Source organism: Nocardia heshunensis, assembly GCF_054782115.1.
The window spans coordinates 204,286-226,400 of the sequence record NZ_BAAGTC010000026.1 but is presented as its reverse complement, the minus strand read 5'-3'; the positions used below and the strand labels follow the sequence as shown (position 1 = coordinate 226,400).

Below are 22,115 nucleotides of genomic sequence, written 5' to 3'. Positions count from 1 at the left end.
CCCCACAGCCCCTTCCTCCGCCCCCACCCCGGCGTAGTCACCGAATCCGGCCCAGCACAGACGACCTGAGTCTCGCGGTCAACTCGCCATCACCGCGATGAGAACCACCAGCAGTACGACCGCAGCAATGACGGCCAGCCACTCACGGTGAGTCCACCACGCGTCCGGCGGCACGAGGTGCCGGACGTCGATGCGGTCCGGGACGGATGAATGCTGTTCGCCGAACACCCGATTGCCACCCGCCCGACCAGTTTTGGCGGCAAGGTTCGCGAAGGACTGCACGCCCTGCCGATCGATCGGCGGCGCCGGGGCGGCTGGGGTCGGAGGCGTCCACCGCGCCTTCGCCGCGCTCTCAGCTGCTCGGCGTTCGGCCTCTCGGCGGGCACGGTCCGCCTCCGCCTCTGCCTTGAGCCGCGCAAAGGGTGTATCGGGGGCGGCCGGGGCGACATTGCTGAGCAGGCCCGCGAACGAACGGGCACCGGCGACGGCATCCGCGGGCCGAGCAGGGTCCGACACTCGTACGGTCGCGGCAGTTCGCCGCGATGCGCCCGACATCGCTTCCATTGTGGCGGTGGTGAATTCGAGGCAGGTGGCGAACCTGTGCGCCGGGTCCTTGGCGAGGGCTTTTGCCAACACGCCGTCCAACGCGGGCGGCAGCGCCGGACGCAGGGCGGTGATGCGGGGTGGGGGCTCGTTCAGGTGGGCGAGCATGACGTTCAGGGCCTCGGTGCCGGGGTAGGGGTTTTGGCCGACCAGTAGGCGGTAGAAGGAGCAGGCGAGGCTGTATTGGTCGCTGCGGGGGTCTAGTTTGCCTGCCGAGAGTTGTTCGGGGGAGGCGTAGGCGACGGTGGCCATGAAGGCGCCGGTGCGGGTTAGTTCGGTGGAGCCGTCGGTGGGTTTGGCTATTCCGAAGTCGGCCAGCAGAACTCGCTCAGGGCCCTGCGGCTGAGGAGCCAGCAGGAAGTTCGCGGGTTTGACGTCTCGGTGGAGCATGCCGTGGTGGTGGGCGTGGTCGAGGGCCTTGGCGATTTCGGTGGTGATGTGGAGGACGCGCATCGGGGTCATGGATGCGGGGTCGTGGGTTTGGGCGGTGGCGGCGTCGGTGCCTGCGACGTATTGGAGGGCGATCCAGAGGCAGCCTTGGTCCTCGCCTCTGTTCTGGACCGCGACGATGTTCGGGTGGTCCAGGGTCGCAGCGAGATTCGCTTCGCGTTCGAAGCGGGCGCGGAACTCCGGGTCGGCGGCCATGTGGGGCCAGAGGACCTTGATGGCGTCGTGGCGGGGCAGGGCGGGGTGGGCGGCCAGGTAGACCGTGCCCATTCCGCCGCTGCCCAGCGCGCGTTCGATGCGGTAGCCGCCGAGTATCGAGCCGGGGCCGATGTTCATGCGGCTTCCTTGTCCTCCACAGGGTTACAGGCGTCCTCTCCTGGGTTACAGGGAGGGGAGGTCGGCGATTTGGATCATCTCGTCGCCGCGGGAGCGGGACCAGAGGATGCCTCGGCCGGGGGGCAGGCGCATGGGGCGGATGTCGCCGATGAGTTTGCCCTCGTCCCGGGAGCCGCTCATGAGGAGGGCGGGGACGGAGAGGTTCTTCATCGAACCGAGCACCTGGTCGTAGAGGGCGCGGGAGATGCCGCCCATATTGCGGGAGATGATCACGTGCAGGCCGATGTCGCGGGCCTGTGGAAGCAGTTCCACCAAGGCGCCCAAGGGGTTTCCGCCCGCGACGACCATGTCGTAGTCGTCGACGACGACGTAGATCTCGGGGCCGCTCCACCAGTCGCGGTCACGCAGCTGCTGCGGCGTGATGTCGGAGCCGGGGATGCGCTTGGAGAGGTAGTTGACGACTTCCTTGATCATGCCGCCGCAGGTCTGCGAGGACGTCGAATACCCGGCCAGCTGATCACCTTCCAGCACCCCGAGCAGGGTGCGGCGGTAGTCGATGAGGATGACGCGGGCGGTGTCGGCGTTGGAACTCTCGGCCAGGCCGCGAACGATGTTGCGCAGCACCGTGGTTTTGCCCGACTCGACTTCGGAGAACACCATGAAGTGCGGGTCGGAGGCGAAGTCCAGGACGATCGGCTGCAGTTCGGATTCGCCGATGCCGATGACCACCTTGGTCGGGCTCTGCACGATGCCGTTGCGGCGAGCCGCTTCCAGCAGCTGGTCGCGAGGCACGCTGGGCGGCAGTGTGCGGACCTCGGGTGCGCGCCGCTCGCCCCACAGGGCCTGCATCTCGGTGCGCGCGGCGGCGACGCCCTCGGCCAGGTTCTGGGCGTTGGTGTCGGAGTCCAGGCGCGGCATGGCGATGAGCATGTGCAGCTGGTCGGGGGTGAGACCGCGGCCGGGCCGGTTGAGCGGAACGTTGACGGCGACGCGGCGGCCCATCTCGGAGTCCGAGGGGTCACCCAGGCGCAGCTCGATGCGGGTACCGATCATGTCCTTCACGGAGGCGCGGATCTCGCCCCAGCGGTTGGCACCCAGGATCACGTGAATGCCGTACGAAAGACCCTGCGCGGCAAGCTGTCCGACCATCGGCTCCAGGCTGTCGAACTCCTCGCGGACGACCTGCCAGTTGTCGATGACCAGGAACACGTCGCCGAACCGGTCGACCAGCACCGGATCGTCGGCCCGCTCCGCGGCGAGCGCGGCGTGTCGACGCCGCCGGAACTCGGCCATCGATTCGATGCCCTGCGCGGCGAACCGCTCTTCGCGTTCCCGCAGCAGGGTGGTGAGCTCGGCGATGGTGCGGCGCACCCGATCCGAGTCGATCTTGCCTGCGACCGAGCCGACGTGCGGCAGGCCGACCAGACCGGCCATCGAGCCACCACCGAAGTCGAGGCAGTAGAACTGCACTTGCTCGGGCGTGTGCGTGGCGGCCGCGGACATGATGATGGTTCGCAGCGCGGTCGACTTGCCCGACTGCGGGCCACCGACCACGGCCACATTGCCTTGCGCGCCAGCGAGATTGATGGTCAGCACATCGCGGCGCTGCTCGTACGGCTTGTCGATGATGCCGATGGGCATCCACAGCTGCCCGTGCCGGTTGACCGACGAGCGCCAGTCCGGATCCGGCAGCAGCATGTCCACGGTCGGCGATTCCTCGAGCGGCGGCAGCCAGACCTCGTGTGCCGGGCGACCGTGACCGGTCAGGCGCTTGACGACCGTCTGCAGCAGGCTGTCGGGCAGCCCCTCGTCACCGGACGGCGGCGGGGGCGGCAGCAGGTCGAGCGGATCGAACGGGTTCTCCGGCTCGGGCTGCTCGAGGATTTCGACCGCGGCGGCGGTGAATTCGCGCGGCGGCGCGTCGACGACCGTGGTGCCGTCGGCGGCCTGCCGGGCGCTACGGGGCGCGACGTAGGGCCCCGACACGTAGGTCGCGTTGAACCGCAACGGATCCGACGCGTCGCTCTTGAGGTAACCCGAGCCGGGCACACCGGGCAGGTGGTAGGCGTCGGTGATGCCGAGCACCGCACGGGATTCGTTGGCGGAGAAGGTACGCAGACCGATGCGGTAGGACAGGTGCGAGTCCAGCCCGCGCATTTTGTTCTCTTCCAACCGCTGCGAGGCGAGCAGCAGGTGGACGTGCAGCGATCGGCCCAGTCGGCCGATCATCACGAACAGATCCGCGAAATCCGGCTTCTGCGAGAGCAATTCGGAGAACTCGTCGATGACCACGAACAGCGCGGGCAGCGGGTCCAGCGGCACACCGGCCGCGCGGGCCTTCTCGTACTCGACGACATTGGCGAAGTTACCCGCGGAGCGCAGCAGTTCCTGCCGCCGGTTCATCTCACCGGCGAGCGCGTCGCGCATACGGTCGACGAGTTCGAGTTCCTCTTCGAGGTTGGTGATGACCGCCGCCACGTGCGGCAGCGGGTCCATGCCGAGGAAGGTCGCGCCACCCTTGAAGTCGACCAGGATCAGGTTGAGCTGATCGGGCGAGTGCGTGGCGACCATCGAAAGAATCAGTGTGCGAAGGAATTCCGACTTACCCGAACCGGTCGCACCGATGCACAGGCCGTGCGGGCCCATGCCGTTCTCGGCGGATTCCTTGATGTCGATCTCGACGGGCGTGCCGTCCGGGGTGATGCCGATGGGCACCCGCAGGCGTTCGCGCCCGGCGCGGGGCCGCCATACCTTGGCCGGATCGATCTGCGCGGCGTCCGGAATCTTCAGCAAGGCCATCAGACCCGGGTCGGCGGCCGAGGTGTTGTCGCCGAGGCTGACGATCTGCGCCGCGGTGGCGATGCGGAAGCGGGCCAGGCTGCGCGAGAAGGCTTCCGCCTCGGCCAGGGTCACGCTGTCGGCATTCGCGAACTTCTCGGAGCCGGCCGCACTCTTGGCGAACACCTCTCCCCCGACGGCGACGAGCTGCAGCCCGCGCCGCGCGGCCAGGCTGTTCTCCGCGGAGCTGAGGTCGATGACGGTGACCGCGTCCAGACCGGACTCGCTGATCAAACGCTCACTGCCGCTGACGTATCCGTCGTCGATAATGACGACCAGGTGCATGCGCCCGGCGGTCGGCTGCGGGTTACGCATGAACCGCCCACGCTCGAGCAGGTCGTCGGCGAGCGCCGTCTCCAGCTCACCGAGCGAGCCGTAGATCATGCGGGCCGCGCCCATGCCGTCGCGCTCGCTCGCGTGCTGCACGTGCGGCAGCCATTTCGCCCACGCCCACGCCTCGCAGTCGGGTTCGGCGGTGACGATGGCGACGCCGACGTGGTCGGGTCCGTGGAATGCGGTGAGCTCCATGAGCATCGACCACACCAGCCCACGCGTGTCCTCGACCGGCCCCTCGACATTGATGGCGGGGAAGGCGCGCAGCGACACCGCCGTCGGCAGGTGGTGCACCACGGAATGCGTTCGCACGAAACGACGCAACGCTACGGTGGAGACCGGCTCCAAATCCTCGAGCGGACCGGTTTCCGGCCGCGCCAGCTTGGCCGCGAGCCGGTGCGTGCCGATGCCGACGCGCACGTGCCCGAAGTCCGGATCGTTGGGGCGGCGCTCCCACATGCGCCGGGAACCCACGATGGAGGGCAGGTCGGACGGTTCCGGGTGACTCCAGACCAGGGTCTCGAGCTGCTTCTGCCCGGTGCGCCGCACCTCGCGGCGGGTCTGGTCGAGGTAGCGGAAGTAGTCCTTGCGTTCCTCGTTCAGTTCCGCGGAGCTCTTGCTGCTGCCGCGCTGACCCATGAGCATGCCGGCCATCGACATGATCATCATCATCGGCATCATCATCATGTACGGGTTGGACAGCATCGAGCGGCCCATCAGGCTCATCATGGCGAGCATGCCGATCATGGCGACCACCATGACGACCGGCATCAGCTTGGCCATCAGTGGCGCGGCCACCGGACGCGGGATCTCCGGCGGCGCGGTCAGCGCCATCTCACCGCCCGGGGCGCGCGGTGGCGCGATGCGGGGCCGACGCACGAAACCTTCGGTTGCCATTGATAGTTCTCCGGTCGTTAAGAATCGAGGTCGGGCAGTTCGTCGTCGCTTCGGCGCTTGCGGAACGGAATCGAGATGGCGAGACCGATTCCCAGCGCGGACAGGCAGACGAGGGACCCGACGGTGGCGACGAGGCGCGGCAAACGTGGTGGGCCGATGGGCTTTTCGGGGGTGGGGAAGGCCAGCGACTTACCGGCCCCGGCCTGGCTCTGCAGCTTCGGCGTCTCCGCGGTGAGCACGTCATCGGGAAAGTACGTGCTGAGCGCGGCGACCGGATCGATCATGCCCGCGCCCACCCGATCATCACGCCCGGTGCCGGGCTGATGCGCGGTGAGCATGATCTGGTTCATCACCTTCCGCGCGAGTGTCTCGGGGTGATCGGACCATTCCGGGTGCTGAGCCTTCACCAGCGCGGCCAGTCCTGCCACGTAGGGAGCGGCGAAACTGGTGCCCTGAATGCCGACGTACACCTTGTTCTGTTCGTCGAATCCGGAGGTGTTGACGATCCCACCGGTCTTGCTGTCGAATCCGAGCACATCCTGCCCGATCGCGGAAACCCCGACCCACGGCCCGTAGAGGGTCTTCGTGGACGGGCTGCCGTCGCGGGTCATCCAGCCGACCGACAGCACATACGGGCTGAACCAGGCCGGACTCGCGATGGTGTTCAACGCATTCCAGCTGGCCTTCGGATTGGACTGCGCACCGTTCTGGGTGCCGCAGCCGTTGGCCGAATCGAGATTGCCCGCGGCCGCGACCACCACCACGCCCTGCTCGTATGCGAAACGCACTGCGGCGCCGAGCGCGTCGTCGCCGGTCGCGGAGCCCGCGGTCGTGCAGGCGGCCGCGGAGATGTTGATGACGGTGGCGTGCATATGAACGGCGCGCACGACGGCGGCGGCCAGGGTCGCGCTGAGTCCGTAACCCTGCTGGCTGGTGCTGCCCGGCGGTTTGTCGCCGCTCTGTTCCTTGGCCTGGTAGTGCTCGCTGAGCTGACGGATGGCCAGGATCTGTGCGTCCGGCGCGACGCCGACCAACCCGTCGTCGGGGCTGGGCTTGGCGGCGATGATGCCCGCGACCACGGTTCCGTGCCCGTCGCAATCCTCGGTGCCGTCACCGGTGGAGACATAGTCGCCGCCGGGCTGCACATCGATGCGCGGATTGCGGCTGACGCCGGTGTCGATGACCGCGATCGTCTGGCCCGCACCCCGATTCGTGGGGCCCGAATTGGCCTGCCAGGCCGCGGGCAGATCGAGCACCTTCTGCGAGACCGGCTCGTCACGCGGGACGCCGCCCGGCCGCAGGTAGAACTCGCTGCCGCACTCGATCTTCAGCTCGGTGACCGACAGCGGCGCGGGCTTGTCGGCCTGCCCGAGCGTGTCACCCGGCACCGAATCCGCGGGTGCCGGCGGCGTGACGGCGGTCGCCGTCTGCCCGGCCCCCGCCGTGGCTTGCGGTCCCAGCAATGCACCGCCGAGAACCGCCGCCGCACACAGTATTCGCGCCCAGTTTCCAGGACGCCGGCTCATATGTTCCGAGCCGTCGAGTAGACGTCCATCATCCACAGCACCAACGGGACGATCGACACGATCAGGCCGTATTCGAAGATCTCGTTGAAGCGTCGCTGGATCGGGGTGACCTCGACGTGCGGGCCGATGATGCCGAATCCGATGGCCCCCACCGCGAATGCCAGCAGCAGGCCCGCCGAGATCAGCAGCATGCCGTCGTCGTTCAACGCCAGTAGTACGGCCAGGCCGACGAAAGTGATACAGCCGCTGGCGATCAGCGTGGCGGCCTGGGTGAGATCGGCGAAGGAGCGGCCGCGCAGGCACAGAATGATCGAGATGACGACCGCGAGCGCGATGCCCTGCCAGCGCGCGGAGTCCAGCGGATCGGCCGCGCCGAGCGCACCGGCGACCGCGCCGATCGCGCTGCCGACCACGATGCCGGTCTGGAACTGATTGGCCGTGCGGGCGCGCTGCCCGAGACCGTGCGCGGACGGCAGTACCGTCGCACCGATCGCGCCGATGCCTTCGATGGTGGGCCGGGGTTCGTGGTCGGCCGGGTCGATGGCGGCACCGGCGGTGGGCACCGGCGGCACGGGTAGTCGGGCCAGCATGGCGGCCAGCCGCGGGACCATCGAGAGCACGATGATCGAGGTGACCAGTACGCCCGCAGCGACTTTCGGCACCCCGGCATCCCAGATCATGCGCACGGCGGCGCCGACTCCGGAGAGGATCACCACGGTGACGACGGCGGACACGACCGCCGCGCCCGCGCCGATGATGCGGTAGCCCACCACGGCGAGCAGCAGGGTCGCGGCCGCGCCGAGCATCAGGTGCGGACTGCCCACCGAGCCGGGTACGGCCAGCGCCGCACCGCCGAAGGTGAGCAGCAGCATGCACAGCGTGAGCCCGGTGGCGGTCAGCTCGTCGGCGTACTTGCGCATGGCGATGGCGCCCGCGACCAGTGCCGCGATCGCACCGCCCAGCAGCAGCGCCGGCGCGACGAATTTGTCACCGGCGGAACGTGAGATCAGTCCCAGCACGACCGCGAAGACCACCGCGGCCACCCCGGACACCAGTCCGGTCCAGCGGGCGGCGGTCGGCGACCAGCTGCGGAACTCCTCGGCCGTGAGCCTCGACACAGCGTCGATGACGTCGTCGAACAGTGCCGGGGCTTCCTTGGCGGAAACCGCGCGCAGCACGAGCAATTCGCCGTCGTAGATCTCGGCGTCATTGAGGGTTTGACTCGGCGCGATCATGTCGCGGCCCAATTTGGCCAGTGTCCAATGCTGCGACTGGAGGGGTGTTGCACCGTCCTCGCCGCCGATCGGATCCGGATTGCGGGATTCGATGAGACGCACCAGATCACCGATGAACGCGGCGATCGGCACGTTGGCCGGCAGACCGACGTCGAGCTGGGTATTCCCCCCGATGACGGACACTCGGCACAATTCGGGTTCAGCTGCCCGCGGGCCGCCGATCGACTGTGCTGTCACTGACTGAACTGCTCCCCTGTAGCTCTCAACAGTTGCCCGCCCAGGGCGGTTAACCATAATGTATCCGACTGTCCGCAGCTGTGCGATTCGCACGGTGTGGGTGGGGATTGTGAACGAAAGACCAACCAGGTTCGACGAATTCGGGGTTCGACTAGGATGATCGACACTCGCCAGGCCCAACGCGCCTTCGATGCGGGAGTGCTGTCCCTGGGGTTGAGCATCGAGGGCCAGGAATCGAACCGGGACCTCGACTACGCCAAACTCGCCTTCCAGCGCGCCACCGAGTGGGATCCCACCATGGCCGACGCCTGGCTGGGGCGAGCCGCCGCGGGCGAAGTCACCAAGGATGTTCTGAGCAACCTGTACAAGTGCAGCACCGTCTCGCTGGGACGGGAACAGCGCCGGTTGGGGCTGCAACCGCGACAGCTTGCCGGACGTTTTCTGCCGGGGCTCTACATCGACTACCCGCTGTCCAGTTTCAGCGAGATCCACCTGGCGTGGGCCGCGCATCTGATTGCCGAGAAGTCCTACGACGAGGCCGTCGAGGTGCTCGACGAACTCGAAAAGCACCGCCGCGCGCGGGCTTCGGAACCGGACTTCGACATCGATACGCGCATCGCCAAGTACGTGCGCGGCATCCTGCACTACAACACCCAGCGCTGGCCGGACGTGATGGCCGTGCTCAACGGCTCCGACGCCTGGGAAGACCCCTATCTCGCGGCCGGCGCCCACGTGATGGTCGGCACCTCCTGCGCGCAGCTGGGTCTGTTCGGTGAGGCGATTCGCCGGATGGAGGCCGCGGAGGCGGGACCGATTCCGGCCGCCCGCACGGCCGCCATGTTCTGCCGCGGCCTGTGCCTGCGCGAGAACGGCGCGGCCGAGGAGGCGCAGGCGCTGTTCGAGAAGGTGTATTCGCAGGCACCGGATTTCGAGGCCAATGCCTCCGCCATGCGCGACCGCACCTACCGGATCACCCTCACCAGCAAGGAGGTGATCGAGGCCCGTACCGACAAGTGGGATCCGGCCTCGGCCCCTTCGCTGGAGGAGAAGCAGGCCGCCGAGCACGAGGACCGCGCCAAGGAGATCCTGGCCCAGGCCCGCGCCGAGTTGGACAAGCAGATCGGTTTGACCGCGGTGAAGACGCAGGTCGCGAAGCTGCAGTCGAGTGCGCAGCTGGCGAAGATCCGCGCGGAGAAGGGGCTTTCGAGCTCGGCGCGCGGTCAGCACCTCGCCTTCACCGGTCCGCCCGGAACCGGTAAGACCACGATCGCGCGGGTGGTCGCCAAAATCTATTGCGGCCTGGGCATTCTCAAGACCGACAAGGTCGTGGAGACCAAGCGTTCCGATTTCGTCGGCCAGCACCTGGGCTCCACCGCCATCAAGACCGACACGCTGATCGATACCGCGATGGATGGCGTGCTGTTCATCGACGAGGCGTACACCCTGATCCAGCAGGGCCTTTCGGGCGGCGACGCCTTCGGTCGGGAGGCCGTCGACACGCTGCTGGCCCGCATGGAGAACGACCGTGACCGCCTGGTGGTCATCATCGCCGGATACGACGGTGAGATCGACCGCTTCCTGGCCGCCAACGACGGTCTGGCCTCCCGTTTCGCCAAGCGTCTCCAGTTCCCGTCGTACACCGCGGAGGAACTCGGCGCGATCGGCGGAGTGGTGTCCTCCAAGCGTGATTCGGAGCTGTCCGAGGACGCTCTGCGCACGCTGATCGAAACCTGCCAGAAGCTCTACGACATGGAGAGCACCGACCAGAGCGGGCAGCCCCGCCGCGGTGTCGACCTGGCCGGCAACGGCCGTTTCATCCGCAACGTGATCGAGGCCGCCGAGGAGGAACGCGAGTTCCGGTTGGCCAATGACGAATCCATCGATTTGAGCGCCATCGACGACGCGGTGCTCATGCGGATCGAGGGTCCCGATATGCGAGCCGCGTTGAGCACCCTGCTCAGCGGGCTCAACCTGGCGTCGGCCGCCGACTGAGGGGCATCTGAACTGTGAACGACTTTCCGCGGGGAGCGGGCGGCTATCAGCCGGGCGGAAACGGTGGGAACGGGGGCTACCCCGGAGACGGGCGATTCAATCGGCCACCCGGCGGTCCGCCACAGGATGGGCCCGGCGGTTACCGGCCCGGTGGCCAGCCGCCGAATGCGCCCGACGGCTACGGACAGCGCGACCCGCGCGAGTTCGGCCGGGGCGACCAGGGTTTCGGGCCGAACGGTCCGGGCAGCCGTCCGCCGGGCGGGCCGGGCAATTTCGCGCCCGCACCGCCGGGTGGTCAACCCCGCGGCGAGGTCGGGCAGGGTGGGTTCGACGGATTCGCGCAGGGCGGCTCGAGTGTCGCCGCGCCGCCGCGACCGGCGCCGCCGCAGCCGTCACCCGAACCGCGTCGACCGGCACCGCCCGCGCCGGAGCCGCCTCGGGCAGCACCCGCTTCCGCCGACCGTCCCGCGAAGGCCATCGCGTCCGAGCTGCGTTCCGATGATCTGTGGCTGCTGCGGAATCTGCCGCTGCAGCTGGTGATTCCGGTGGCGTTGATCGGCGTCGCGGCCTCGCTGGTCGCGGTCGCTCTGCATACCCCTTGGTGGGCGGCGCTGATCGCCGGGGTGGTGCCCATGCTCATCGGGCTGGCCCCGCTGGCCGGGACGCCGATCGGGCTGCGGCTGGGTCGTTGGGTCGCGTATCGCTGGAAGCAGGCGCGCCGCCGCAGTCTCGACGAGAACGCGCTGGTCGATGTCCCGATGCCGGATGGCGGCAGCTGTGGATTGCGCTGGGACGGCACGCTGTTGACCACCATGCTGCGGATCGATCCGCCGCCGGACACGCTGACGCTGCTTCGCCGTGGTTCGCTGAGCACCGATCAGTTGTTGCCGCTCAACGAGATCGCGGCGTGCCTGCGGCAATACGATGTCGAACTGCATTCCGTCGATGTCATCTCCACCGGCACCCGCACCGCCAGCACCGAGGCGGTGATCTCCGGTTACGCGGCCAGCATTGCCCCGCTGGGCCGTCTCTACGACGAGATCCTGGGCCCGCTGCCCGCCATCGCGCACCGCACCATGTGGCTGGTGCTGCGGTTGAATCCGCTCGACAACGCCAAGGCGGTCGACAATCGCGGCGGTGGGCCGGAGGGCGCGCTGCGCTCGGCGCTGGTCGCCACCCGTCGGGTCGCGAATCGCCTGGCCGGACACGGCATTACGGCCTCGGTCCTGACCACCTCGGAGATGACCTCCGCCATCCGGGAGCTGACCCGCGGTATCCCGGTCGGTGAATTCACCGAGAACCCGGACAATCTGGAGCACAACGGGGTTCACCTCACCAGCTACCAGATCGATCCGCAGCTGTTCAATTCCGATGGCCTGGCGAAGATCTGGGCGGTCCGCAGCCTGGGCACCACGGTGACCGTGCGCCTGCAGCCGGTCCCGGAACCGGGCGCGAAGCCCGGCCAGCCCGCGAGCGTCATCGAGGTGGATGCCCGCGTCCGCTACGACACGCCGTACGAGCACGGCGAACCCCCGGTGGCCGGGCTGAAAGAGCTTGCCCGCCGCCAGATGTGGGCGCTCATGGACATCCTGTCCTACGGCACCCAGGAGATTCGCCCCAGCGGCTACCGCGGCCCCGTCGACGTGCTCACCGACATCGCCATGCCGACCGCCGGCTGCGGCCAGTTGATCGGCGCCGACGCCAGCGGCAGCGGCATCGCCGTCCCCCTCATCGGCGACGGCTCCCGCCACATCGACATCATCGCCAGTCTCCAGCTGGCGCAGCAGGTCATCCTCCGGGCCATCGCCCTGGGCGCGGGTGCGGTGATCCACACCGCCCGTCCCGGCGCGTGGCAGGCCATGGTCTCGAATGTCGCCGCCCCCCATGCGCTCTCGCTGGCTTCCTCGGTCACCCACAGTTCCCGAGGCACCGCCATCACCGGCCGCCTGCCCAACCCCGCCGCCACCGTCATCGTCTTCGACGGCGTTCCCGCCAGCGCTCCCCCGGGTTCGGCCACCATCGTCACCGTCCACGAATCCATCCCGGCCGACTACGAACCCGACGCCGACGTGACGATCGTCCAGCACCCGGACGCCCCGCGCACCATCACCGTGCACACCCCCGCCACCATGCAGACTGCTCAGCTGGTCACCACACCCGCCGAGCAGCATTACTTGAGCGGGACCGCGGTACGGCGCTGATCGATCGACCAGGGGGGAATTTCATATGGGTTATCGCGTCGGCCGACTACGGTCGCGCCGTACCCGGCTGCGTGTGCTCGCCGTCGCAGCGTTGTCGGTCGCGGCGCTGACGAGCGCGGGCTGCGGGTCGGAATCTCCTGCGGCCCAGGATCAGACGGTCGATCTGGGCAAGCTCGACACCGGGAGTTACGCGACCAGGCCGCAGGATCCGAAGGCCGCCGATCCGGCGTCGCGGTCCCGCGTCATCGAGGCGCTGCGACTCGGTGATGTCGTGCCGCTGCCGTCGGAGATCGATCCGGCGCTGACGCACAGCACGCACGGCCCGCACGTGCTGTTGCAGGGGAATCTGTTCGACGGCTTCGTCAAGACCGATCACTTCGACGCCGACACACCGGGATTCATCGCTGGGTTCGCGACCGGGGCGCAGACGATGCCGAACACCGGTCTCTACTCCCTCGACGCCGAGGTGATGATTTTCGACAGTGACGGCGACGCCGCCAATGCGGCTGCCGCGCTGGCGCGCACGGGTCTCAGCGTCGACGACGACAAGCGCGCCGACGTGGTGGCCTTACCGCCGACGAAATACCCACAACAGCAGCTTCGCTGGGACTCGAAGAGGCAGCTCCTTGCCTCCTGGTACTCCACCGGACGGTTCGTCATGTTCCACTTGGTCCACAATCCCGAGAGCTTCTACCTGCAGAAGTACTGGAACTCCGCGCCCGATCCCGCGCCGGTGGCCTTGGTAGACAAGGCGATCGACCTCACGGCGGACCGTCTGAAGTCGTTTCAGGCGACGCCGCCGGAAAAGATCGCCGACCTTCCGGTCGACCCGCAGGGCATGCTCGCGCTGACCCTGGCGCGACCCGAAGGCGATCCGACCCCCGATGCCTTCACCGGAACCCTCGACCGGCACGGCGCGCTGCACGACGTAGAGGATTCGGCGCTGAGTCAGGCGCTGTTCGACCAGGCGGGCGTGGATCTCGTGAGTTACGGTGCGGGGCAGCTGGTTCGGACCCACGATGCGGGGGCGGCGCGGAACTATCTCGATACCGCGTTCGCTGACCGGCTGAGCCATCCCCTCGCTCCACCCACCGGGCTGCCGAGCGCGCGCTGCGTCAAATACAACGAGCCCGGCCGCGGTCAGTTCCCGTTCGTCTGCCACGTCGCCTTCGATCGATACGTCGCCTCGGTGTGGTCTCAGCAGCTCCAGGACGTGTATCAGCGGGTCTCCGCGCAATACGCCATCCTCGCCAACAATCAGAAGTAGGGCAGTTGTGAGGAATCCTGGAGCTCATCGGTCCAGCGCCAGAGCGCTTTTCGGTACGCTCGCCCTCGTCGTGGCGTCGACCGCGCTTGCCGGATGCGGAAGTGTGGTGGCGGGTGCCCCGGCAGCGGGCGAGATCGATGTCCGTACCCTCGCGGTGGGCAACTACCCGACCGATTCGATCGATCTCAGGGTCTCGAATGACTACGGCTCGAAGCCCGGTACCTCGTTGGCCATGGCGCGGTTGGGCGACAGTGTCGTGATCGGGGCCGATGTCGACCCGAGGTTCGGCCACAATGTGCTGACCGAGCCACTGTGGAACGCAATCGCATTGCGGTCCAAGCAGGTGCTCGGCAGCGCCATCGCACCGGTGGCGGACGGCAACGGGATGATGTTCGGCTTCTCGGCGACATCGAGCACGGACGAACTGGCGATACCGGCCACGCCCGGGTCCGCGGTGCCGAAGGTCTTCAGCCCCTTCGCCGGCGCCCACCCGAACGCGAACGCCACTTCGTTCAATGTGACGGTGCTGCAGTTCGCGGATCCGGCCAAGGCCAAGACCGCGGCCGAGCAGATCGACACGGCCGACTTCGGGGACGCCGCCGACCGGAATGCCCGCGTCGACCTCACCGCCCAGCCGGATGCCAAGGCCCACTGGCAGCCCGGACACGGTTCGCTGACCGCCACCCTGGCGCGCGGCGCTTACGTGGTGCACGTCTTCGTCGACCAACCCGCGCCGGACCTCGACGGACTGCGGAAGCTGGCCGAACAGGTCTTCGCGGCGCAGCTGCCGCTGCTGGATCGGACACCGGCCCTGACCGCGCGCGACTACTTCCGCATGCAGTACGACCCGGACCCGATGATGCGCCGGACCCTGCACCCCAGGAATTATCTGGCCTTCGACGAGACCCTGGAGATCACCCGCGCCCCACGCGGTTACCTGCATCGGGTGGACGATCACGTCGCTTTGAAGCGTCTGTTGGACGACGCAGGCGTCGACCGGGTCTCGACCGCCGAACGGGGCGGCCTGCTGTTGCGTGCCCGCGACGCCGTTGCCGCGGCGGCCCTGTGGTCCGGAATCAACAAGACCATGAACAAATCCGCTGAAGCTCCCGCGGGCGTGCCGAACGCGGCCTGTGCCGAGGGCCCGGATGCCAAGTCCGGCCACGCCCAAGTCGAGGATGACGCCTGGGACGGAGCCAACAAGTACATCTGCACGGTGCGCTACGACCGCTACGTCGCCCGGGTGGCGAGCAACCAGCTCATCGACGCCCAACAGAAGGCGGCGGCCCAGTACGCAGTGCTGGCCAACAGCCAGTACTTGTGAGCGTCACGCGAAGCGCTTCCCTTTCGTCATCAATGCGACCCGGCCGCGGGCGCTGATCCGCCACCGGCCGCGCGGGCGACTGGGCAGGATCAGGCCGCGAGATTCCAGTTGGGCCAGGGCATTTCGAGCGCGCCAACTCGTGAGGGTCGAGGCCCGACGAACCTGGGCGGCGGTCAGTGTGTGGTCGGGGTGCAGGGCGGCCAGGACGGCGACCTCGGCGGGATTCATGACCCGATCACCCTCCGCCCTGGGGCGCGGTGTCTTCCGACGGTGCGCCTGGGCGGGTGACTGTCCGCGTAGAAGCCCCAGACGGCCCAGCAAACAACGGCCACGCAGAGGCAGAAGATGCACAGCAGTGCCCATGTGTCCCAATGCATTACGACATCCCTTCGAATGCGTATCGCTGATTTTGGTTGGATTTCCGGCGGCTGCGCGCTATCGCCGATTCCCAGTAGACACCCGAATCGGCCTGGAAATTGAGTTCACGGTGAACTGTCCACGAACTAGAATGAAGTGTCGATGGTGAACGGTATCGGCTATGGACACAACGATTTTGGACATAGCCATCATGAACACTTATCCAGATAGCGAGACTAACGAAATGGCCGGATTGGCTGCTTCTCGCGTTGCATTCGGTTCATATGTCCGCGAACTGCGGACCCGGAGTGGCAAGAAGCCACTGGCGGCGGGATTGGAGATCGACAAGTCGCGGCAGACCGTCGTGCGGATGGAGAACGGGTACCCGACGAACGCCAGCACGAACGATATCGAGCGACTGCTCGGGTTCTACGGAGCATCACCGGACGACAGACAGGAGGCGCTGCGGCTGTGGCAGGACATGCGATCCGAGGAGAAGATCGCTCAGCAGCAGGGTGATTCGCGAGGGTACTGGCAACCTTATGCCGACCAGGTCTTTGCCCATATGCCTCGCTACCTGCGGCTCGAAGCCGCCGCCGACCGGGTGACGACCTATCAGTCGGTTCTGGTCCATGGGCTCTTGCAGACTCCGGACTACCGCCGCACTCTGGCCAGAATCGATGAGCCGGACGTATCCACAACCGACACCGAGCGACGGGTCGAGCTCGCGGTTCGTCGACAGGAGCGGCTGTGCGACCCGAACTTTCGACTCGAGCTACTCATGTCCGAATCGGTCCTCCGACATCAACCGGGCGGCCCGACGATTATGGCCGCGCAGCTGAGGTGGCTGGCGGAAGTCAGTCAGCGTGACAATGTCAGCGTCAGGGTCATTCCCTTCGATGTCGGCTCGCACCGCGGCCTCACGGTCCAGCCGTTCACACTCATCCACTTTCCACCTCTGGGCCGTGACGTCGCGGATGCCCCGGTGGTCTACCTCGAAAGCGGCTCGGCCGGTGTCTATCACTCCAAGCCCGATGTGGTCCGCGAATATCAAGCGGCGATCTCCCACATTGGAGCGGTAGCGTTGGACGAAAGCGACACAGTAGACGTCATTTTGAAGTTTGCGAAGGAGTACGAGGCGTGAACGGTCACCCGCGTGCACATCATTGGTTCAAGTCGACCCGGTCCAAAGCCTCCGAGACCTGCGTCGAGGTCTGCTTCGACGGCGGCCTGGTCGGCGTGCGCGACTCGAAGCACCCCGGCGGTCCGGAGCTGTTCTTCGAAGGGCCGCAATGGGATACGTTCCTAGGCTGGGTGAGGTAGCGACTCGGCGATGATCTCCTGCATGATGAACGTCGTTGCGACGTTGATCAACGAGGGGGGCTCGCGACATGGGGTACGGCACAGGCCGTCTACCGTCGGCCTGCATCAGGCTGTGTGCGGTGGCGGGCGCGATGCTCACGGTGCTGAGCATCGCCGCTTGTGGGTCGGGGCACGGTGCAGCCCAACCTGATTCGGTCGATCTGACGAAGCTCGATACCGGCGGTTACGCGACGAAGCCACAGCCGGTGGCGCCCGCGGACCCGGACCGGGCGGCTCGCTATCTCGAAGCCATCCGGCTCGGCGAGGTGATGCCGCTGGCCAAGGACATCGATCCGGCCTTGACCTACAACCCGGATGGCGCGTACCCCTTCACGAATGCGGCCACCTACGCGGATGCCAATCTGGGCATCGTCGATTACGAGCACTTCGCCGCGAACACCCCCGGATTCGTCGGCGGCTTCGGCATTTACGGGCAATCGAACCGGGACTTGGAGATCTCGTACTCGCTCTCGGCCGCAGCGCTGCTCTTCGACACCGACGAGCAGGCCAGCACGGCCGTACCGGCGCTCGCCCACACCGGATTCAGCACCAAATACCACTTCGACGAGGGATCCGAGCCCGCGTCCTCGGCCGCGTATCCGAGCGCGCGCGGGGTGTGGACACCGGACACGCAGATTCTGGCGTCCTGGTACGCCACCGGACGATTCGTCATCGTCACCGTGGCCGACAACCCGGAGGACGAGTCGATGCACGTGTCGGATCAGGCCGGTCTGGTGGCCCGATCCGATCACGCCACCGCGGTGATCGCGGAGCGGCTGAAGAACTTTCACCCGACCCCCGCCGACAAGCGGATCGAACTCCCGCTCGACCCCGCGGGGATGATCCGGCGCACGCTTCAGCGCCCCGTCGGCGATTTGACCTACGATCCAGTGGACGGTGTCTTCGATCGGAACACCGCCCTGCACCTGGCCGAGGATCCGGACGAAACTCGGCGACTCTACGACAAGACCGGCATCGAATTCTTGAGTACCGGTGCGGGAGAACTGGTTCGGGCCCGCGATGCGGCCGGTGCCGCGGCCTATATCGAGGCGGTCTCGATCGACAAGTTCCACCCCCGGATCGACTCACCGCCCGGTCTGCCGTCGGCCCGCTGCGTCACCTACCACGGTCCCAAACCACTTCAATTCCCCTTCCACTGTTACGTCTCCTATGGGCGCTACGCGGCCACGGTCTGGTCGCAGCAGGTACTGGACGCGTATCAGCGCATCTCGGCTCAATACGCCATTCTCGCGAACGACAAGTAGGGGCGATCGTGCAGATTCCGGGTCTTCGCCGCGTCGGTTCGCTGACCGGCGCGCTCGCCCTCACCGCCGCCGTGCTCTCCGGGTGTGCGAGCACTTCCGGCACGCCCGTCGCCGCGGAGATCGACGTTCGAAAACTGAATGTCGGCGCCTACCCGACCGAGCCGCTGGACTACCGCACCGAATACAGCCACATCACCAGCTACGGGCAGGTCCTCGCGTTCGCCCGGCTCGCCGATGCCGTCGCGCTCGGCACCGATATCGACCCGAGCCTCGCCTACGGCGGCCTGCACGAGAAGTCCGCCGACCCGACCGGCTCGTGGGGTGTGCTGGGTGCGGCGGTCACGCCGGTCTTGAAGAGCAATGACGCGGTGCTCGGTTTCAGCGCGGCGAGCAGCAGCAAGCCACTGGCCGAACCACTGAACTACGGAATGGCCAAGAACTTCGAACCATTCGGTGGCGCGGACAGAAACCCGGGGGCTACCGCGGTCAATATCACCGTTGTACAGTTCGCGGACACCCAGCACGCGCAGACGGCCGCCGAACAGATGGAGTCAGCGGATTTCGGCGTGGCGGCCGACCAGAACGTACATCTCATGCTCGACCGGTATCCCGGTGCCAAGAGCCATTGGCGGCCAGGCGTGCCGACCATGGTCGCGACTCTGGCGCAGGGCCAATACGTAGTGAATGTCTATGTCCAGCGGCCGGATTCGGATCTGCCCGCGCTGAAGGCCTTGACCGAGAAGGCTTTCGCGACCCAGCTCCCGATGCTGGACCGGCTGCCACCGCTCTCACGCCGTGACATCAAGCGGCTGGATTACGACCCGTACGGAATGCTGCGCCGCACACTGCATCCCGGTCGCAACGCGCGACCGGATCTCGATACCGAGATCACGCACGGCGCGCGCGGCTTCCTGAACCTGCGCACCGACCGGAACACCTGGAAAGAGCTCTTCGACAACGCCGGCGTCGATCGCATCTCGGTCACCGAGGGCGGCGCCCAGCTCATCCGCGCCCGCGATGCCGGTGCGGCGGTGGCCCTGTGGTCCGGCATCAAACCGCTGCAACCCGCCAAGGTCGACGACACATCCGGCGTCCCCGACATCTTCTGCGGTGAGAACCCGAAGCCGACCCACCAGGAGTGGCCCGTCACCTGGGATGCCGACAACCGCTACTACTGCACGCTGCACTACGACCGCTATGTTGCCCGCGTAGCCAGCTCACAACTGGTCGATGTGCAACAGCGCGCCGCAGCCCAATACGCCCTGCTGGCCAACAGTCAGTACCTGTGAGATACCCCCGGAGGTCTGACGCTGTGCCCCTCAGATATCGCGGCTTCGGCCGAGTACCGTCGGCCCGCGATCGGACGCGCACGGGAGCGGCTGTGGCACTGGCGATCTCGCTGCTGGCTTGCGCCGCATGCGGATCGGATTCGCGGGCGGCCGACGCTCCCGCGATCGATCTGAGCAAGCTCGAAACCGGCAGTTACCAAACGCAACCGAAGGACTTCGTCCCCAAGGACGCTGCGCGGATGGCCCGCACGGTCGAGGCCCTGCGCCTCGGTGATGCCATGCCGCTGCCGAGTGAGGTCGATCCGGCATTGGTGCACAACGATGGCGGGCCGCGCCCGTTCGTCTCCGCCGACGATATGGCGTCACCGGAGCTGTCGGGCGGCAACTCCTTGCTCGGCTGGCTCAGCTCCGCGGACTTCGCCACCCACGCAGCGGGATTCGTGACCGGTTTCTCCACCGCGGGACGCTCGAACGACGACTGGAATGCGTCCTACCAGCTCACCGACTCCGTCATGATCTTCGACAGCGACACTGCCGCGTCGAGCGCCGCCCGCGCACTGGCGGACGCCGGTTTCTACCGAAACCCCGCGTCACCGGGCGATTCCGACGACGAGCCCGTCGTGTCGACTCGCTACCCGGCCGCGCAGATCAGATGGATGCCCCACAAGCAGGCGCTGGCTTCCTTCTATCCCGTCGGCAGGCTGCTCGTCCTGGCCATCGCGCACAATACGGAGAACTTCTTCCTCGAGGAATCGGATCTGCCCGGGCTACTGGCGTTGTCCGACAAGGCAATTCAAGTCACGACCGACAAGCTGAAGACGTTCGAGCCGACACCCACCGACAAGCTCACGAACCTGCCTGTCGACGCGGACGGCATGCTCCGGGTGACCCTCCCACGACCGGCGGGTGATCAGACCGCACACGCCTTCGACGGCGTCCTGCACCGGCACGGCCAACTGCACGACGATGACGACCCGGTGGCGCGCGCGGCGCTCTACGAGAAGACCGGCGTAGATGTTGTCAGTCACGGAGCAGGATTTCTGGTCAGGGCTCGGGACGCCGCAGCGGCGACGACCTATGCCGACGCCACGGCCGCCGACATGTTCCAGCGTCTCATCGATCCGCCGCCGGGACTGCCGCACGCTCGATGCACGACCTATCACGGACCCGCCAAGCATGCCTTTCCCTTCACCTGCCAGGCCGCCTTCGGGCGCTATGTGGCTTTGGTGTGGTCTCAGCAGCAACAGGATGTGTATCAACGGATTTCCGCGCAGTACGCCATCCTCGCGAACGACAAGTAGGGGGAATCGTGAAGCGTCGCGGGACCGGCCGGACTCTCGGCCGACTGATGGTCGGTGCGCTCGCCCTGGCGTTGACCGCCTGCGGGAGCCAGGTGGACGGCACGCCGCGGGCCGGTGAGATCGATGTCCGGCACCTAGCCGTCGGCAACTACCCCACCGATCCACTCGACTTCCGCATGACCTACTCGCACAACGAGAGCGACGGTCAGAAGCTGGCCATGGGCCGCCTGGCCGACAATGTCGTCATCGGAGCGGACGTCGATCCGAAGTTCGGCTACAACCTGCTGACTCAATTCCTGAGTTCGTCGTCGCAGGTGTTCGCGGGTGCGGTGCAACCCGTATTGGCCAGCAACGGAATGCTGTTCGGGTATTCCGCGGCCGCCAGCACGCACCGGATCGCGGTGGAGGCCAGCTACCACATCTCGGACAACTTCAATCCCTTCGCGGGCGGCCAGGACAATCCGCAGGCGACCTCGTTCAACGTGTCCGTCCTGCAATTCCCCGACCCGCAGCGGGCACGCACTGCCGCCGATCAGATGGAGGCCGCCGACTTCGCGGTCGCGGCCGACAGCAACGTGCACCTCACCCTGGACGCCCAGCCGGACGCGAAAGCGCATTGGCGACCAGGCATTCCGTCCATGGCCGCCACGTTGGCCCACGGCAGCTACGTCGTGAACGTCTTCGCCATCCAGCCGACCCCCGACCTCGACGGGCTCCGGAAACTCACCCAGCAGATCTTCGCCGCCCAACTGCCGCTCCTGGACCAGGCGCCCGCCCTGTCGAAACGCGAGATGTTCCACCTGAATTACGATCCCGACCGCATGCTGCGCCGAACCCTGCATCCTGCGGAGTACACCAGCCCACACCAGTCCGTCGAAACCACCCACACGCCACGCGGTTACCTCCACTCGGTCGAGGACCAGGCCACCGGCAAACGCCTCCTGGACGACAACGGCGTGGACCGCATCTCCACCGCCAAGCAGGGCGGCCTCCTCTTCCGCACCCGAGACCCCAAGGCCGCCACCGCCCTCTGGTCCGCGATCAATCAGCTCGGCGGTACCCCCGCCGACGCGCCCCCGAACCTCCCCGACACCGCCTGCGTCCAGAACCCGAATCCCAAGTCCGGCTGGTCCCTGACCGCCGACGCCGATTCCAACTACGCCTGGGACGCCGACAACAAGTACCTCTGCACCATCCACTACGACCGGTACGTCGCCCGGGTCGCGAGCAGTCAGCTGGTGGACGCACAGCAGAAGGCCGCGGCACAGTACGCGGTTCTCGCAAACAGCCAGTCCATGTGAGATG

General features: G+C 67.2%; 15 protein-coding genes. 10 read left to right on the top strand and 5 right to left on the bottom strand.

From position 1 onward, the window contains the following. Nucleotides 1-78 precede the first annotated feature (78 nt). The 4 genes from ACYVN4_RS41050 to eccD are packed head-to-tail and all read right to left on the bottom strand — an operon-like array spanning nucleotide 79 to nucleotide 8,398. Complete coding sequence (locus ACYVN4_RS41050; protein ID WP_460728977.1) at nucleotides 79-1,386, bottom strand: serine/threonine-protein kinase; 1,308 nt, start codon at nucleotides 1,384-1,386, stop codon at nucleotides 79-81. 45 nt (nucleotides 1,387-1,431) lie between these two features. Then, complete coding sequence (gene eccCa / locus ACYVN4_RS41045) at nucleotides 1,432-5,454, bottom strand: type VII secretion protein EccCa (RefSeq protein WP_460728975.1); 4,023 nt, start codon at nucleotides 5,452-5,454, stop codon at nucleotides 1,432-1,434. 17 nt (nucleotides 5,455-5,471) lie between these two features. Then, nucleotides 5,472-6,980 carry a type VII secretion-associated serine protease mycosin gene (mycP, locus tag ACYVN4_RS41040; RefSeq protein ID WP_460728973.1) on the bottom strand — a complete coding sequence of 503 codons (1,509 nt, stop codon included), beginning with the start codon at nucleotides 6,978-6,980 and terminating at the stop codon, nucleotides 5,472-5,474. Continuing rightward, the gene (eccD, locus tag ACYVN4_RS41035) at nucleotides 6,977-8,398 is read right to left on the bottom strand and encodes a type VII secretion integral membrane protein EccD (RefSeq protein WP_460728971.1); all 1,422 of its coding nucleotides are present in this window, start codon (nucleotides 8,396-8,398) and stop codon (nucleotides 6,977-6,979) included. Before eccD ends, mycP begins: the two co-directional genes overlap by 4 nt. 210 nt (nucleotides 8,399-8,608) lie before the next feature. On the opposite strand from eccD, the gene eccA reads away from it, so the two are divergent. From eccA to ACYVN4_RS41015, 4 genes are all read left to right on the top strand, one after another. Continuing rightward, a complete protein-coding gene (eccA, locus tag ACYVN4_RS41030) occupies nucleotides 8,609-10,444 on the top strand; it encodes a type VII secretion AAA-ATPase EccA (RefSeq protein WP_460728969.1) in 1,836 nt (611 codons plus the stop codon). A gap of 14 nt (nucleotides 10,445-10,458) precedes the next feature. Beyond that, nucleotides 10,459-12,645: a type VII secretion protein EccE gene (gene eccE, locus ACYVN4_RS41025; RefSeq protein WP_460728967.1), complete on the top strand. Its 2,187-nt coding sequence runs from the start codon at nucleotides 10,459-10,461 to the stop codon at nucleotides 12,643-12,645. A gap of 25 nt (nucleotides 12,646-12,670) precedes the next feature. Further along, the gene (locus ACYVN4_RS41020) at nucleotides 12,671-13,912 is read left to right on the top strand and encodes a DUF7373 family lipoprotein (protein WP_460728965.1); all 1,242 of its coding nucleotides are present in this window, start codon (nucleotides 12,671-12,673) and stop codon (nucleotides 13,910-13,912) included. A 70-nt stretch (nucleotides 13,913-13,982) separates the two neighbouring features. Next, nucleotides 13,983-15,236 (top strand): DUF7373 family lipoprotein, encoded by a 1,254-nt coding sequence (locus ACYVN4_RS41015; RefSeq protein WP_460728963.1) that lies wholly within the window; start codon nucleotides 13,983-13,985, stop codon nucleotides 15,234-15,236. A 3-nt stretch (nucleotides 15,237-15,239) separates the two neighbouring features. Here the strand turns inward: ACYVN4_RS41015 and ACYVN4_RS41010 are convergent, their stop codons facing one another. Continuing rightward, complete coding sequence (locus ACYVN4_RS41010) at nucleotides 15,240-15,464, bottom strand: hypothetical protein (RefSeq protein WP_460728961.1); 225 nt, start codon at nucleotides 15,462-15,464, stop codon at nucleotides 15,240-15,242. A gap of 310 nt (nucleotides 15,465-15,774) precedes the next feature. On the opposite strand from ACYVN4_RS41010, the gene ACYVN4_RS41005 reads away from it, so the two are divergent. The 6 genes from ACYVN4_RS41005 to ACYVN4_RS40980 all read left to right on the top strand — a co-directional run bounded on the left by ACYVN4_RS41005 (nucleotide 15,775) and on the right by ACYVN4_RS40980 (nucleotide 22,111). After that, nucleotides 15,775-16,737: a helix-turn-helix domain-containing protein gene (locus ACYVN4_RS41005; RefSeq protein ID WP_460728959.1), complete on the top strand. Its 963-nt coding sequence runs from the start codon at nucleotides 15,775-15,777 to the stop codon at nucleotides 16,735-16,737. Then, nucleotides 16,734-16,916, top strand: a complete 183-nt coding sequence (locus tag ACYVN4_RS41000; RefSeq protein ID WP_460728957.1) for a DUF397 domain-containing protein — start codon at nucleotides 16,734-16,736, stop codon at nucleotides 16,914-16,916. The genes ACYVN4_RS41005 and ACYVN4_RS41000 overlap by 4 nt, the downstream gene beginning before the upstream one ends. A 68-nt stretch (nucleotides 16,917-16,984) precedes the next feature. Then, complete coding sequence (locus tag ACYVN4_RS40995; protein WP_460728955.1) at nucleotides 16,985-18,220, top strand: DUF7373 family lipoprotein; 1,236 nt, start codon at nucleotides 16,985-16,987, stop codon at nucleotides 18,218-18,220. Nucleotides 18,221-18,228: 8 nt separating this feature from the next. Continuing rightward, the gene (locus ACYVN4_RS40990) at nucleotides 18,229-19,509 is read left to right on the top strand and encodes a DUF7373 family lipoprotein (protein WP_460728953.1); all 1,281 of its coding nucleotides are present in this window, start codon (nucleotides 18,229-18,231) and stop codon (nucleotides 19,507-19,509) included. A 92-nt stretch (nucleotides 19,510-19,601) separates the two neighbouring features. Then, nucleotides 19,602-20,810: a DUF7373 family lipoprotein gene (locus ACYVN4_RS40985; protein WP_460728951.1), complete on the top strand. Its 1,209-nt coding sequence runs from the start codon at nucleotides 19,602-19,604 to the stop codon at nucleotides 20,808-20,810. Nucleotides 20,811-20,818: 8 nt separating this feature from the next. Continuing rightward, on the top strand, nucleotides 20,819-22,111 hold the full coding sequence (locus ACYVN4_RS40980; protein ID WP_460728949.1) for a DUF7373 family lipoprotein: 1,293 nt from the start codon (nucleotides 20,819-20,821) through the stop codon (nucleotides 22,109-22,111). The last annotated feature ends 4 nt before the right edge of the window (nucleotides 22,112-22,115 follow it).